This is a genomic window from Streptomyces sp. NPDC043861, assembly GCF_056435905.1.
In genome coordinates this window covers 1-13,755 of record NZ_JBWKDP010000009.1, presented here as the reverse complement: position 1 = coordinate 13,755, position 13,755 = coordinate 1, and the positions used below count along the sequence as shown (strand labels likewise).

Here is a 13,755-nt window from a genome sequence, read left to right as displayed (position 1 = left end):
GCCTCCGTCCGAGGCCCCCTCACTCGGACACACCGCACAACCCCCGCAGGTGACATACACACGAAACTACGGTCAGCAGCGGGCGCCCGTCATGGGCCCTGGGGCCCAACTCCTGCCCCAACAGGCCTATGTTCACTGAAGTTTGACGATCTGCCATGTGATCGGAACGGCGGGAACGTCGAGCGTCTTCGCGTTGATGAAGTTCGCTGTGCAGAACGTGGCCACGCTCGCGCCCTTGCGCACGACATGGAGCATGAGCGGCACCTCGGCACCGTCGAGGGCTCCCGTCACCTGGTGGGCAGTCGTCTCCTCGCCGGCCTTCGACGTCGGCAGTTCTTCGACATCGGAGTGACGACGCGGCCGGCGGTCGAGGTTGGGGCGTTCTCGCCCGGCGGTCCGGCCCGCGGGTGATTCAGCGGGTGATTCAGCGGGCGATCCGCTGAGCGCGTACCAGTTCGGTGCGGTGGACAGGGCAGGTGGACCGGGCGGGCGGCGCGGTCGGAGGCCGGTCCCACTATCGCGCGGTGCGCCTCGGCGCAGTCCTCGCGGCGTCCGGTGCAGCGCTGGAGCGGGCACCACTGGCACATCTCGGCGTCGGCGTGCTCGACGACTATGCGGCGGGAGGACTGGCGGCGGCCCATCTCGCGCCAGGCCCGTCATCGCCTTCGGGCACGTCGTCCTCGGGCTTCTTCGGCGGGGCGGTGACCTGGTCGGGGAACTCGTCGGCCGGGCCCCGGTAGCCCTCGTCGGCCTCGGCTTTCACGGTCGGGTGCAGGCGGAGTGCTCGGCGATGCCTTCGGTGCGCACGGCGGTCCGGTCGTGCGTCCGCCCGGCCGGTCGGCGCCGTTCCACAGGATGCGGCCCGGGCGGTCGCTGATGGTGGTGGTCACTGATGGCGGTGGTCCTGATCGTGTTCTGCCGGCCCGAGGACCTGTTCCGCGTCACGCAGCACGCCTCCCGCGCGGTCGGCACAGCCACGGCCCGACACGTGGGGCGACCGCGTCATGGCGGGCCGGACCCGAGCAGGGTGAACGCCCCGTACACCCCGGAGCCCACCGCGAGCAGCCCGACGACGAGCACCGCCCACCGCTGCCTGTACCGGGCGAGCGCCACGGCCGCGGGCAGCAGCAGCGGGAACGCCGGCATGATCAGACGCGGACGGGACCCGAAGTACGCGGCGCCGATGAGCGAGATCACGACGATGCCGATCCCGTACACGAGCACGGGCAGGGGCTGCCGCTGCCGCAGGCACAGCCGGACGACCCAGCCCAGCAGACCGAGCGCGGCGATCAGCCCGATCCCGGCGAGCGGATTCGCCCCGGTGAGCTGCTTGCCGACGAAGCGGGCGAGCGCGAGCCCGCCGTCGATGTTGTTGCCCCAGGCCGCCTGGACCTCGAAGTACGCGGTCGGGCTTCCCTGGCGTACGGCCACGAAGGCCACGTACCCGAGCCAGCCGAGCGGTGCAAGCAGGACCCCGACGACCATGCGCCAGGTCAGACGGCCACGGACCAGGTGCACGATCGCCGTGATGCCGATGGCCGCCACGAGTGCCGCGGCGGACGGGCGGGTGAGACCGGCGAGCGCGCAGAGGAAACCGGCGGTGATCCAGCGGCCGGTGAGCACGGCATACAGCGACCAGGCGGCGAGCGCGGTGAACAGCGTTTCCGTGTACGCCATCGACTGCACGAAAGCAGTCGGGTACACCCCCCACAGCACCGCGAGCAGCACCCCGGCCCTGCTACCGGCGACATGGGACCCCACGGCGTAGATGCCCCATGCGGCACCGAACGCAGCGACCCAGGCGATCACCAGCCCCGCGGTCGCGGCGTCGAGCACGGGCACGACCTCGCAGAGGCCACGCTCCAGGGCGGGCAGCAGGGGGAAGAATGCCAGGTCGGAATGCACGCTGCCGTCGGGGAGTGTGACCTCGTGTCCGTAACCGTTCTCGGCGATCCGGACATACCAGACCGCGTCCCAGCGGCCCTTGAGCCGGTGCAGGCCGTCCTTGCCGGTGGCCGCCGCGGCGATCGCGAGGATGACCATGCCGGTCAGCCGCACTGCGGCGTAACCGAGGAGCGCGGGGGCGGCGGGGAATCCGGACAGGCGGGCGGTCCGGAGGGAGGGCTGCTGGGACATGCGGTCGATTATCTACGTCCCGGTGGGGCGCTCGGCCGGCCGGCCGCGCAGTGGACCTGGCCGCCGCCCTGGAACGGCCCGTTCCGCGGCCCCGACGCCCGGGCGCAGGCCCACGCCCGGCACTCCGGCCAGGGGCTCATGGCAGCCCTGGAGGTGTCCGGGCGCCGCGACCCCGAACGGCGTCCTTCGCGCCGACTCCTGGATCACGGCAACTTGGCGGACTGCTTCCGCACCAGGGCCATGGGGATCTCGGGCGTCCTCGCGTCGATGAAGTTGGCGGTGTAGAAGGTGGCGACGGTCGCTCCTCGTCGCACGAGGTGGAACACGAGCGGCACCTTCGCGCCGTCCACGGCTCCCGTCACCTGGTAGGCGATGGCGTCGTCGCCCGCCCGCTGGGCGGGCAGCGTCTTCACCTCGGCGTAGGTCGACGCGCCCTCACCGCCGTGTGTGGTGAAACCGTTGGCGCAGGCCTCGACCGCGGTACGGACGGACTTCAGGACGGCGTCCGCCGAGTCGCCGCTGTGCGAGGTGAGGATCTCGGTGACGACTGTCTGCTTCTCGTTGCCCTCTTCCCTCTTGTCCACGACCGTGCGGTACACGGTGGCGCTCGCGGTGGGCTCGGGGGCTCCGTTGATGACGGCCGCGAGCGGTTGGCACTCCGGCTTGTCCGCGATCTCGGTACCGGGTTCGTCTCCGCCCTGCATCGGCGTGACCACGTAGTGCGGTACCTCGTCGGTCACCAGTGCCGCCTGCGTCAGCTCCGCCTTGGTGAGGGTCCTGCCGGTGCTCGGCTTCTCGGGGGCAGGCGGCACAGCGGGGTCGGACGCCTCGGGCGGCACGCCGTTCGTCGGGGTGGCCTCCGGGGCTGCCGCGGACGCGGACTCCTTACCGGGCTTCTTCGCATCCTCCTTGGCCCCGTCGTCGCCCTCACAGGCGGTGGCCAGCCCCATCGTCAGCGCGGCAGCCGCCGCGCCCATCATGATGCGCCGTGCCGTGCCCGCGCTCCGCTTGCTCATCAGGTTCCCCTCTTGCCCGCGACTGAAGGCCGATCAGTACGCTAACAACGCGGTTCCGGGCGCGCACGGGCCCACGGGCCCAATTCGACGGCCGGCTCCGAGCAGAGCGAACACCGCACTCGCCTGCCCTGCCTTCGCGCGGTCCGGCTCGCCCAAGGCCGGACGTCGACGCTGCGCCGTCCGGTCCGTCCCGGTCATCGGGTGGGCCAGTCCACCTGACGGCCGTCCCGCTCGAAGGACTCCTCGACATCCGCCCAGTCCTCCACCCACTCCCCGACGCAGTCGGTTTCCATCGCCGGATCGTCAGCCACGCGGATCATGGACCCCTTGGCCTCGTCCCGCTCCTCCGGCGTCCCGGCCAGGTCAGCGAGTCTGTCCACCCGGATGTAACGTCCGGCGTCGGCACCCGCGACGATCCGCCCCACGACGCCGTAGTGGCGCACGGCCTGCGCGTGCTTGGCGATCACGGCCGACCGGTCGAGGACCGCCGTGACCCTGAACGATGTCTCCGGCGCAACGGCGTTCTCGGTGCCACCCTCTTGCCGAGCCTTTGCAACCGCCGCATACTCCCGCCCCCGCTCCGCAGCCGCCGTGCGCAGTGAGGACAGCAGACGCGTCGCCGTACGGTCGTCCCAGGCGAACAGCGCCACGACGTCACGGTTCTGCGCCTCATCCTCCCGGGCCGGCAGATCGGCGTCACAACGTACGCCCAGTTCGCGCACGAATTCCCTGGCTGCGAGGGCGACCTGGGCTGCTCCCCGTGCATTGCCCCACATCAGGAATCCGAGCCCTGTGTGCAGCAGGTCGGCGGCATCGGAGGCGACTGTCTCGAGAGCGTCTCCGTCACGGCTCGAAGCTTCCTCCCTGAATTCCTCCAGGAACTCCTCCACCTCGTCGTACAGCTCGCCGGCCCTTTCCGAGTCCACAGGCGCCGTTTCCCACAGCAACTCCAGGGCTCGGAAGCAAGCATCACGGGCGGCCTGCCCCCTGGCCTCCGCCACGGACCGGAAAAGGACTCCGCAAGCGCGCTCCACACAGGCGGCTACGAAGGCTCTGGCCTGGGCGAAGGACGCCGAGCAGGCAAAGCCTTCCACGCTCTCCAGCATCTCCACGTTCACGTTCTTCGATGTCGACTCTTCGGGCTCCACCCCCAGGCGCTTGGAGATCTCCTCCGGCTGAAGAGGCGGGCCGACCACCCCGAGGTGGATGCGGAAAGCCGGCGGTGTTGTCCTCGACAGGCCGTCAGGCTGCTCCATCCGCCTCCGGCCAGGGAAGTTGCCGCGGTCGGCGCCTTCGCCACCAGCCGTCACCGGACGGCACCGCACCCGCGTCCTCTTCGGTGAGATCGCGGAAGAGGGAGTCGACCTGGGCGACGGCCGCCAGCAGCGCCTTCCGTTCGTCCTCGGTGCAGGCGCCTATCGCGCGCTCGAAGTGATCGCGCGCCGCGAGGTCTTCCGCGTACAGATGTGACAGATAGCGACCGGACGGCGGCCAGCCTGCCGCCATACGGCGCACCATCCGCTCCCAGATCGCGAGCGACACCGCCGCCTGGTTGTCCAGTGCGAGCGCGGAAGCGAGCGGGGTCGGGATCGGCACCTCCCGCAGGAGCTCTTCGAGCGGTGTCACCGCGGCCGCCGGGAAGGCGAGCGACGGCGCTTCGACGGCATCGACCGTGTACGTCGGCGGCTCGTCCCCTGCCGGGTCGGATGCGACCAGCCGGGTGCGCGTCACCACCCCGCTCGGATCGGCAAGCCAGAACGTCTCGGGGTCGACCCGGTCGTCCGGGTAGATGACTCCGGCCCCCGTCCGGTCAGCCAGACCGGCCGCCAGCTCCGCCTCGCTCGCGGGCGCGTCGTCGCTGCGCGGACAATCGTCCCGAACATAGAGATCGAGGCGCATCACCACGTCGACGCGGACGTACTCGTAGGTGCACACCACGGCCGCGTCCCAGTTCCGGTTGTCCTGGTCGCCATCCGAGTGGCAGACGTCCACCTGCCCGGCCGGCACCTGGACCACCTCTGCCAGCGCCGCGGCGAGCACGGCGGGTTCCAGGCGACGACTGATCAGAAGATTGGCGATCACTTGTACGTTCCTTCGTAGATCGCCCTGGCCTTTTCGACGGCCGCGGGGTTGTTCTTGAACTTCGGAGCCATCTCCAACTGCTTGAGCGACTTGGGGTCACCCCTTGCGATGAGCTGCAGTGCCGAATACTCGACGCGGTCGAGGTTCACCAGCCCGGGGCCGTCCTTCGGGAAGACCGTACCGTTCGACTTCACCTCGTAGGACCGTCCGTTGATGAGATACGTGTTGCCGTCGTCGGCGAGGGTTGCCCGGCCCTCGGCGATGCCCTTGATGTCGTCGTCGACCTTCTTCTGCATCCCGTCCAGGATGACGGTGTTCGACTCCTTCACCTCGCCGTGTGCCGAACCCTTGACCGTGTGCCTGTGGTGGGGACGCTTGAGGACCTTACCGGCGGCCGGTCCCTGCACCCCGTCGGCGGTGGGCCACTCGCAGTCGTTGTTGTGGACGAGGGCGTACGACGCCCCGATCCCCACGTAGTAGGAGTGGATGCCTTCGACCGCCAGGTCATGGGTGGTCTGCCGCTGGGTGAAGCGGTGCACGGCCCGGACGGGCAGGGTGGCTCCGGACGGCAGCCGAAGCCGGTCCCCCGCCTCGATCTCGTCGGCGTCGGCCCAGCGCCGCTCGTTGACCAGCCAGAACGGGTGGGTGTCGGTCGCGGTGACGGTGCCGGCCGCGGTCGTCAGCCGCGTGAACTCCTCGTCGTCGTACGTCGTGAACGTACGGACCACCGCGCGCGGACTGGTGAGTCCGGTGGCCGGATCGGTGGCCATGACCCGGTCTCCGAGACGGACCGCCTCGATCGGGACGGACATACCACCCTGGACGAGGACCCGCGTGCCCGGCGGGAAGCTGTGGCTGACCGGGCAGACCGTCGGCTTGTCGTCGGGCTTCTTCTCGTCCGGCTTCTTCTCGTCGGGCTTCTTCTGCTTCTGCGGGTCCCACTTCTTCTTGGCGTCGTCGAGCTTCTTCTGGGCGTCGGCGACCTTCTTGCGGTTCTTGATCAGCCCTTCGATGCCGTCGTAGAGGTCTCCACCGTGCTTCTTGAGCTTCTTGATCAGCTCGGCGGCCTTCTTCCACTTCCACGGCGCCCCGTACTTCGCCGCCAGTTTGCCGACGGCTCCACCGATCAGACTGGTGAGGATGTTGATCAGCGTCTCGGTGCAGGCGCCCATGTCGCCCTTGGTGATGCAGTCGAAGGCGTCCGTGATGCCGAGCTCGTCGGCGAGGATCTTGGCGAGCTCCTTCGCGGCCTCCTTGGCCTTGTCCGCGTCGGCCTTCTCCGCCTTCTGAGCGTCCTGAAGGTCCTTCAGGGCCTTCTCGTAGTCCAGTTGCTCCTGGGACTTGGGGGTGTCGCCGCTGTCGGAGGCCGGCGTATCAGTGCCCTCACCGTTGGCGCCCTCGGCCTGGTTGTCCGCACCGCCCCCGCAGTCGGCCCCGCCCGAGATCTTGCAGACCGCGGTCTTGACCTCGTTCGCGATCTGGGGACCCATGTTGGTCGCCAACAACGCGCCCACGATCCCCACCACGACCACGATCAGGCCCACATACTCCAAGGCCCCCTGCCCCGACTGCGACTTGCGCAGCCCCAGCAGACGAGCCTCGGTACGCACACCCCGACCGGCCCACCGTCGACGAACCCAACGTCCGACCCCCGTACGACACATGACCCCGACGCTAACCAACCAACACCTGTGCGTCATGGGCCCCCGGACCCACCCCGAGACCCAACCTGGCCTTACCTGGGTGGTGTTGAGCCCGTGAGCATGCCAAAAGGACCCGCCGACTCGACACGACAATCAAGGCCGCATCCGGAAATCGCCATCGGCCCTGCATGACCGCGCGCCCGAACCGGTCACCCAAGCCGGGCCAGATCCATGTCGAGGCCCATCGTGGAGGCGAGACAGCCGGTGAAGCACTCGTGCCGACTGCGCTCGACGAGGGACAGCCCGGCCCTGGCTTCCTCGCTCAGGATGTTCGCCCTGGCCCGCTGCAGATGCGACCGTGCGGACTCCTTCTGCCCGCGTGCAGCGAGCAGACGGCCGAGCCACGCGTTGTTGGACACGAGCTCCGGCGCTCGTTCCACCGACTCCGAGACCAGTCTGAAGGTCAGCTCCCGGTCGCTGCGCTCCACCCCGTGCCACTCGTTGACCCCGGCGAGCTGGAGCGCAGCGACCGCCCGGTACGCGGAGTCGTGCGGAATCCGCTCCAGCGACTCCCGTGCAGCGGCGACGGCGACGTCGTCGAGCCGCACATGCAGACCGCTGTGCGACAGGAGCAGGGCCGCCCGCGCATTGCCCGGCTCCGTGGCCGCAACGCGCTCGACGACCGCGGCCGCGGCCTGCTCCTCGTCGAACCACTCCTGTCCGAAGACGACCTGCGCATAGTCGAGCAGCCGCTCCGCGGACCCTTCCTCCTCGGCGAGCCGCTTGATCTCCCGTGCTTCCTGGTCCGGCTGGTACATGCGCGTCCTGACTGTTTCCGGGGTGCTTGGCCGGAATGAAGGCGTTGCCTCGGCGGGAGCGCGTCGCTCCCGCGGCTACTCCTCCAGTTCGACGATGGGACGGTCGGTGACGGCAGCCACCATGACGAGCGGGGCGTCGCCGTCGCTGTGGCCGACGGAGACCGCGACCCACCGGTCGGCACCCTCCTCGCCGCCCAACGGCAGCGGCCCCCACACCGTCAGATCTCCGTAGTTGTCGTTGTCACACAGCGCCTGGAACAGCGGAGGCATGGACTCACCCGCCTGCTTCCGGAAGAGGGCCACATGCATGGCCACCTTCCGATGGGTGCCCCACCGGTAGTACAACTCCTGTACGAGGTCGGCCAGATGCTCTTCGCCGGCCTCCACCGCCTCATTCCACTCGGGATCGTAGAGTCCCACGAGGCTCTCACCCTCCCAGAGCGGGATGATGAGGAAGCCCTCGCCCCTGGTCACGGTCCATTCCAGCGTGACCGGCTTCTCCTCGCTGATCGTCGGCCCGGTCGCCGGCACCGGCTCGGCGAGCAGCGCCTCGATGTCGGAGACAGCCAGTTCCCGGTCGAATGCCTTCCCGAACTGGGCGGTCACAGTGCGGACCGGTCCATCGGGCGGGGCAGGGGCTCGAGAACTCCGGCGTCCCGCAGGCGCAGGTATGCATGGACCACCGCCTCGGTGTCGCCGCGCGGTGCGATCTCGAGGAGCACGCCTCCGCCGCGCACCTCCTTGCGTGCGGCTGCCAAGTCATCCGGCAGCAGGGCCGCGCGCCCGGGGGAGAGGTAGCCGATCCAGCCGACGCATGGATCTGCGACCTCCCATCCGGTGTCGTCCTCGAGGGCGTCGAACACGTCATCGTCGATCACATTGCCGACATCGGGTTCCCATACCTCGGCAACGGCGGTGAGGAGTTCGGCGTCCGGGATCTCGGCGTCGTCAGGCGATTTGATGCCGATCACCATCGAGTTGAGCAGGTACTCCGATTCGCCGCCCGCCAGGCCGTTGACCTCGATCTCCCAGCCCTGTTCGTTCGTGGTGACCACGTGCAGTCCGACACCGTCCGAGCTGGATCCGGCTTCCTGCTCTGCGCGCAGGGCAGCGAGAAGGGCTTCCTCATCGGACCGGAGCTCGGTTGCAGGCCCGGACTCGTGGATGTGAAACCACATCCACTCCTTGCCCGCCCCGGAACCGGTCCCCGCAGCCGGGAGAAGCCCGGCGAGCCGGCCCAGGGTCAGCTCCCAGCGTCCTGCCAGCGCCTCGACCGACTCCTCTCTGGGCCCCCAGAAACCCCGCACCACACGTCGCATGTCCTGCCTCCGTCACCCCTCGTCCTCCGGTCCGGCCGCTGTTCACCCTAGTCCAGCTAGTCGAACGCCTCCGGCTTCCTCGTGCTGTCACTCGGCTTCTGCTTGGTGTGGATGACCTTGATGTTCAACCCCTCTTCCCGGAACGCCTTGCGGGCGGCCTTGGCCACGTCCGGGTCGGAGAAGTGCCATTCGACAGCGCGGCCGCCTGACGCCCGAACCTGCTCCCGCGCCTCGGTGACGAACTTGTTCTTGCCGGATTTCGTGAGCGCGCCCTTGTCGGACTTGGACAGGTAACTCTTGTAGCCGTTCTTGGCCTCCAGGAAGGTCTGCCTCGTGGAGTCCCAGCCGTCGTACTCCACGGGCTGCTTGCCCTCCTTGGGGTTGGGGACGATGTACTCCCTGCCGCGCTTCGTCCCCGTGATCTGCTCCTGGTAGCGGAGCCATGACTCGTTCTTCCAGTTGGGCTTGGGGTTGCGGTCACGGCTGCCCCAGTAGCCGTCGCCCTTGTCCGCCGATCCGAGCGCCGGGTCGTTCAGGTCGTCGGCCCAGTCCGGCGGGTTGTAGTTGCGCGGGTCGGAGGTGTCGTTGCGCCTGGGGGTCGGCCACGGCTTCTTCTTCGCCGCGGCCTTCTTCGCGCGCTCGGGCTCCTCGGCACGCTTCTTGGCCACCCAGGCAGCCCGTTCCTGCTCGCGGGCTTCCTTCGCCTTGGCCTTGGCTTCCGCATCGCAACCGTCATCGGCGAGGATCACGCGGTCCGGGGGTCCTGCGGCGAGCACACCGGTCCCGGACCCCGCGACACCGGTGAACCCGGGTTGCGTGCGAGGTCCGGACGCGATGGGGCAGCCGGTCCTACGGGCCTGCTCCTCGGCCTCGTCCGCCGCCTCGTCGGCCTCCTTCGCCGCCTTGCGGGCGCCCTCGACGTCTCCGGCGTCGGCCGCCTTACGGGCCCGGCTCGCGGCTTCGCCCGCATCTGCGGCGGCTTCGGCCACCTCCTCGGCGACCTTGCCCAGCTTGCCGAGTTTGCCGACCTTGCCGACGACCTTCGCGACGTCGTAACCGGGAATGAAGAGGGAACCGACGTTCCAGACGACATCGGTGACGGCCCGGGTCTTCTCCCCGTTGTTCCAGCGCTCGCGCACCTCGTCGCCGACGAACACGTCGTCGCCGACCTTCACCACGGTGTTGATCGAGGCGCCGCCCCAGTCGCCGAGCGCCCCGAGATAGTCGCCGTTGTCCCACTTCTCGCCGGCGTCCTTGGAGTCCTTCACCCACTGGTCGCCGAGCTGCTCCCCGTAGTCGGCCATGCCGGACCAGGTCTCGGGCTTGAAGAGATCGACGATGCCGGAGATGTCACCCACGAGGCCGTCGACGACGAGGCCCTTGACGACCTGAGTCCCGCGGTCCCAGGCACAGCCGAAGAACCCCCAGCCGCCGCAGTCCTCCTCCTCACCCTTGCCGTCGCCGTCGCCGCCCCCGGACCCGTCGCCATCCCCGGACTCGTCGGGGTCCGTGGCCGACGCCGACTCGTCGTACGCAGCCTCGGGTTCGGCGTGGGTTTCGGGGTAGGTGTCCTGGCCACCGCCGTCGGGTCCCCCGGTGGTGCCGCCCCCAGGCCCGGCGTTGGGGCCACCAGGTCCGGTGGTGGAACCCCCGGTCCCACCCGTGGAGCCGCCGGGTCCGGTGGAACCGCCAGGTCCGGTGGTGGAACCCCCGGTCCCACCCGTGGAGCCGCCCGGTCCGGTGGAACCGCCAGGTCCCGTGGTGGAACCCCCGGTCCCACCCGTGGAGCCGCCAGGCCCGGTAGCGGAACCACCGGTCCCACCCGTTCCGTTCGTACCGCCGGTACCGGTGGTCTCGCCGCCCGTCGTCCCGGTGGCGCCTTCGTCCGTACCGCCGGTCCCGGACCCGCCACCCGTGGTGGTGGAGCCCGTATCCGCGCCGCCCGTGCTGTCTTCACTCGGGTCCTGGCCGGCCTGGACCGTGTCGCTGCCCTCGCCGGATGCCGGGCACGCCGTGCCCGTGATCGAGCAGATCGCGGACTTGATACCGTCCGAAACGCTGCCCCCGATGCCACCCAGGAGCAGCGCCAGGATGATCGCCACGACTATCGCGATCAGCCCCGCGTACTCCACGGCCGTCTGTCCCCGGTCGCGCCGCCAGGTGATCATGTGCGAGAGCGAGAAGCCGGGCTTACTCCCCCGTTCCTGCTCCGACAGCAGGAACCACTCACGGCTCTCGGGCAGAGCGAGGAACAGGAGGACAATCACCGGCAGGAACAGTTGGGTGAAGCCATGCGCCGATCCGTCACCGATGTTGGCCAGGCCACCGAGGATCAGCCACACCTGTACGGCGATCAGTCCGCTCCATATGCCCCTGCCACCGGTCCGGACCCGCCGCGCAAGCAGCCAGCCCACGACACCGGGCGCGGCGCCGTACAGGGCGAGGCCCAGGAGCTCGCCGCCCATCGCATCCGCGGCGAGCGCGGAGCCGAACAGGCCGAGTCCGCCCAACACCGTGAAGCCGAACACCAGCCGGACCAGAACCAGCGCCGCCTGCAAGGGGCGTGGCATCGTTCGCCTGCCGTGAGGGCCGGCGGCAGTTGCACCACCGAATCCGCCGGTGTTCGCGGTCCCACCTATGCCAGACATCCCAGAGTCCTCAACTGATCGGTGCGCCAGGGGAGTTCGATCGACCTAGATCCGATCACGTTTGCATAAGGGAATCAATGGGCCCCAGGGCCCAACTCATCACCCTTGAGCACATCGACCAGCCGTCAGGGCGTTCAACGGGGCAGAACGACCCAGGATTTGGTGACCTGGTACGGCGGTTCGGCATCACAGATGCCCCACTCACCTCCCCAGTCGTCGACGACGGCCGCGAGCATCCAGAGCGCCCGGCGCCGGCGCCGCTTGCAGAGGATCACGGCTTCGGGGTCGGCGTGCGGCGGATGCTGATCCCAGACGACGAGGCGGAGCATGTCATCACGATGCCGGACGGACAGGTAGACCTCTTCTCCAGGAGTCAACCGCGCACCGAGAGAGACGAGTTCGGAGGCCACGCAGGTGGTCGGCAGAGCAAAGGTTTCGAGGCGGTAAGCGTGCAGCGCGGACGTGATCGCGGTCCGGGCGATACCGGCACTGCGGGCTTCCCCCGGGAGGGTGAGGCTCAATGCGAGCCCACCGGCGTGGACACTCGCCGGGGACGGGGTGGCAGGGCAGAGCGCAGAGGGCAGAAGAAGTGACATGCGAACTCCATGAATCGCGGTGCGTGTTGATGCTCTCTCTCGCGTCGTCGCGCACGAGTGGCTCACATGGGGTTTGCGCCTGATGAGTAGTGGCTTGTCTCCCTGACGCGGTGCCGCCCCCTCCCAGGGAAGGAGCTTGCGGGCAGGACCGCGTGATGCACTTCCAACTCTCAGAACGTGAGCGGTGCGTTACTCAATGTAGGGCACGCGGGAGTACACGTACTACCCTTTGCGCAACCTCTCACCCCTGGACAAGTGGACCCATCGGCAGCGCCAAAGGCAGACTGGCCCCATTGCATGGCCGGACGGGAGGGGCGCATGGCTCCGAGGAGTACACCCACTGAGCGCCAGCGACGCCTCGGCGCGGAGCTGCGCAAGATGCGCATCGCGGCCGGTATGACAACGGAGTTCGCAGCCGGACTGCTCGGTGTCCCCCGCACCAATGTCCCGAACATGGAGTCCGGCCGTTCCGGCATCAGCGCCGAGCGCGTCCGCACTCTGGCAGGCAACTACGGCTGTACGGACGAGAATCTCGTGGACGCCCTGGTCGCCATGACCACGACCCCGGGAAAGGGCTGGTGGGAGAGCTACCGAGAACTACTCGCCCCGGGCTTCCTGGACATCGCCGAGATGGAATGGCACGCCCGCCGACTGCGGATCGCCCTCACCGTTCACCTGCCCGGCATACTGCACACCGAGGATCACGCTCGCGCTGTGTTCGAGCAGGTCATTCCCCGGCTCACAAGGGCAGAGATCGATGTACGGGTAGCCCAGCGAATCGCGCGCCGACAGGTCCTGAACAAAACAAACCCTCCCGAGCTCGACCTGATCCTCCACGAAGCGGCCCTGCGTATGGAGTTCGGCGGCCCTGACGTAGCCCGGCGTCAGCTTGAGTTTCTCCTGGCAGCGACCGAGCGGGATTACGTGACCGTACGGGTCATTCCGTTCAAGGCCGGAGGCTTCCCCGGTGCCGGACAATCCGTCATCTACGCAGAGAACGCCGTCCCGCAACTGGACGTCGTCGAGCTCGACAGCACCCACGGGCCGGAGTTCATCGACGCGGGTGCACAACTACAGAAGTACCGAGCCCAGCTCGACGAGATGCAAGCCGCAGCACTCGCCCCCGACGCGTCACGCGAATTCATCCGCGCCATCGCCAACGACCTATAGGAGTCCAGAAGTGCCGACCATCGACTGGGAGGACCCTTTCTGCGGAGAGGGTGCCAACTGCTTCCGGCTCGGGACCGACGAGGACGGCAACGGCTACATCGCCGTCCTCGGCGAGGAGGACCGTCACCTCACCGACAGCCGCGAGGCCCTGCGCAACCTCATCCTCAGCATCAAGGCCGGCAAGGCCGACCACCTGCTCTGAACCAGCCCCCTCCCCCAAGTCCATTGTTTGGGCCCGGGTTTGGGCCCGGCTTTGGGTCCTGGGGCCCTCTGGTGGGGTGGGTGTTCGGCCGTATGTTTCTGGTGTCGCCAGCGGGACCGGCCAGG

The 13,755-nt window shown here is 68.9% G+C and carries 14 protein-coding genes; 3 read left to right on the top strand and 11 right to left on the bottom strand.

All coding sequences use genetic code 11. The features are described 5' to 3' along the window. Positions 1–132: 132 nt before the first annotated feature. On the bottom strand, positions 133–291 hold the full coding sequence (locus AC068D_RS20980; RefSeq protein ID WP_478824535.1) for a hypothetical protein: 159 nt from the start codon (positions 289–291) through the stop codon (positions 133–135). 233 nt (positions 292–524) lie between these two features. On the opposite strand from AC068D_RS20980, the gene AC068D_RS20975 reads away from it, so the two are divergent. Beyond that, the gene (locus AC068D_RS20975; RefSeq protein ID WP_478824534.1) at positions 525–740 is read left to right on the top strand and encodes a hypothetical protein; all 216 of its coding nucleotides are present in this window, start codon (positions 525–527) and stop codon (positions 738–740) included. A 262-nt stretch (positions 741–1,002) separates the two neighbouring features. Here AC068D_RS20975 and AC068D_RS20970 read toward each other — a convergent pair whose 3' ends face one another. The 10 genes from AC068D_RS20970 to AC068D_RS20925 form a co-directional block, all read right to left on the bottom strand. After that, positions 1,003–2,136, bottom strand: a complete 1,134-nt coding sequence (locus tag AC068D_RS20970; RefSeq protein WP_478824533.1) for a hypothetical protein — start codon at positions 2,134–2,136, stop codon at positions 1,003–1,005. A gap of 203 nt (positions 2,137–2,339) precedes the next feature. Continuing rightward, a complete protein-coding gene (locus tag AC068D_RS20965; protein ID WP_478824532.1) occupies positions 2,340–3,152 on the bottom strand; it encodes a hypothetical protein in 813 nt (270 codons plus the stop codon). A 194-nt stretch (positions 3,153–3,346) separates the two neighbouring features. After that, positions 3,347–4,408, bottom strand: a complete 1,062-nt coding sequence (locus AC068D_RS20960) for a hypothetical protein (RefSeq protein ID WP_478824531.1) — start codon at positions 4,406–4,408, stop codon at positions 3,347–3,349. Next, complete coding sequence (locus AC068D_RS20955) at positions 4,395–5,234, bottom strand: hypothetical protein (protein ID WP_478824530.1); 840 nt, start codon at positions 5,232–5,234, stop codon at positions 4,395–4,397. The genes AC068D_RS20960 and AC068D_RS20955 overlap by 14 nt, the downstream gene beginning before the upstream one ends. Further along, positions 5,231–6,844 (bottom strand): polymorphic toxin-type HINT domain-containing protein, encoded by a 1,614-nt coding sequence (locus AC068D_RS20950; protein WP_478824529.1) that lies wholly within the window; start codon positions 6,842–6,844, stop codon positions 5,231–5,233. Before AC068D_RS20950 ends, AC068D_RS20955 begins: the two co-directional genes overlap by 4 nt. A gap of 242 nt (positions 6,845–7,086) precedes the next feature. Further along, entirely contained in the window at positions 7,087–7,695 is a 609-nt protein-coding gene (locus AC068D_RS20945) for a hypothetical protein (RefSeq protein ID WP_478824528.1), read from the bottom strand. Between the two features lie 75 nt (positions 7,696–7,770). Next, a complete protein-coding gene (locus tag AC068D_RS20940) occupies positions 7,771–8,301 on the bottom strand; it encodes a hypothetical protein (RefSeq protein ID WP_478824527.1) in 531 nt (176 codons plus the stop codon). Next, complete coding sequence (locus tag AC068D_RS20935) at positions 8,298–9,014, bottom strand: hypothetical protein (protein ID WP_478824526.1); 717 nt, start codon at positions 9,012–9,014, stop codon at positions 8,298–8,300. The genes AC068D_RS20940 and AC068D_RS20935 overlap by 4 nt, the downstream gene beginning before the upstream one ends. A gap of 56 nt (positions 9,015–9,070) precedes the next feature. After that, entirely contained in the window at positions 9,071–11,584 is a 2,514-nt protein-coding gene (locus tag AC068D_RS20930) for a Tox-REase-5 domain-containing protein (protein WP_478824525.1), read from the bottom strand. Positions 11,585–11,796: 212 nt separating this feature from the next. Next, complete coding sequence (locus AC068D_RS20925; protein WP_478824524.1) at positions 11,797–12,258, bottom strand: ATP-binding protein; 462 nt, start codon at positions 12,256–12,258, stop codon at positions 11,797–11,799. A gap of 318 nt (positions 12,259–12,576) precedes the next feature. Between AC068D_RS20925 and AC068D_RS20920 the strand changes: the two genes are divergently transcribed. Both AC068D_RS20920 and AC068D_RS20915 read left to right on the top strand, forming a co-directional pair. After that, the gene (locus AC068D_RS20920) at positions 12,577–13,428 is read left to right on the top strand and encodes a helix-turn-helix domain-containing protein (RefSeq protein ID WP_478824523.1); all 852 of its coding nucleotides are present in this window, start codon (positions 12,577–12,579) and stop codon (positions 13,426–13,428) included. Between the two features lie 10 nt (positions 13,429–13,438). Next, positions 13,439–13,630, top strand: a complete 192-nt coding sequence (locus AC068D_RS20915) for a hypothetical protein (protein ID WP_478824522.1) — start codon at positions 13,439–13,441, stop codon at positions 13,628–13,630. The last annotated feature ends 125 nt before the right edge of the window (positions 13,631–13,755 follow it).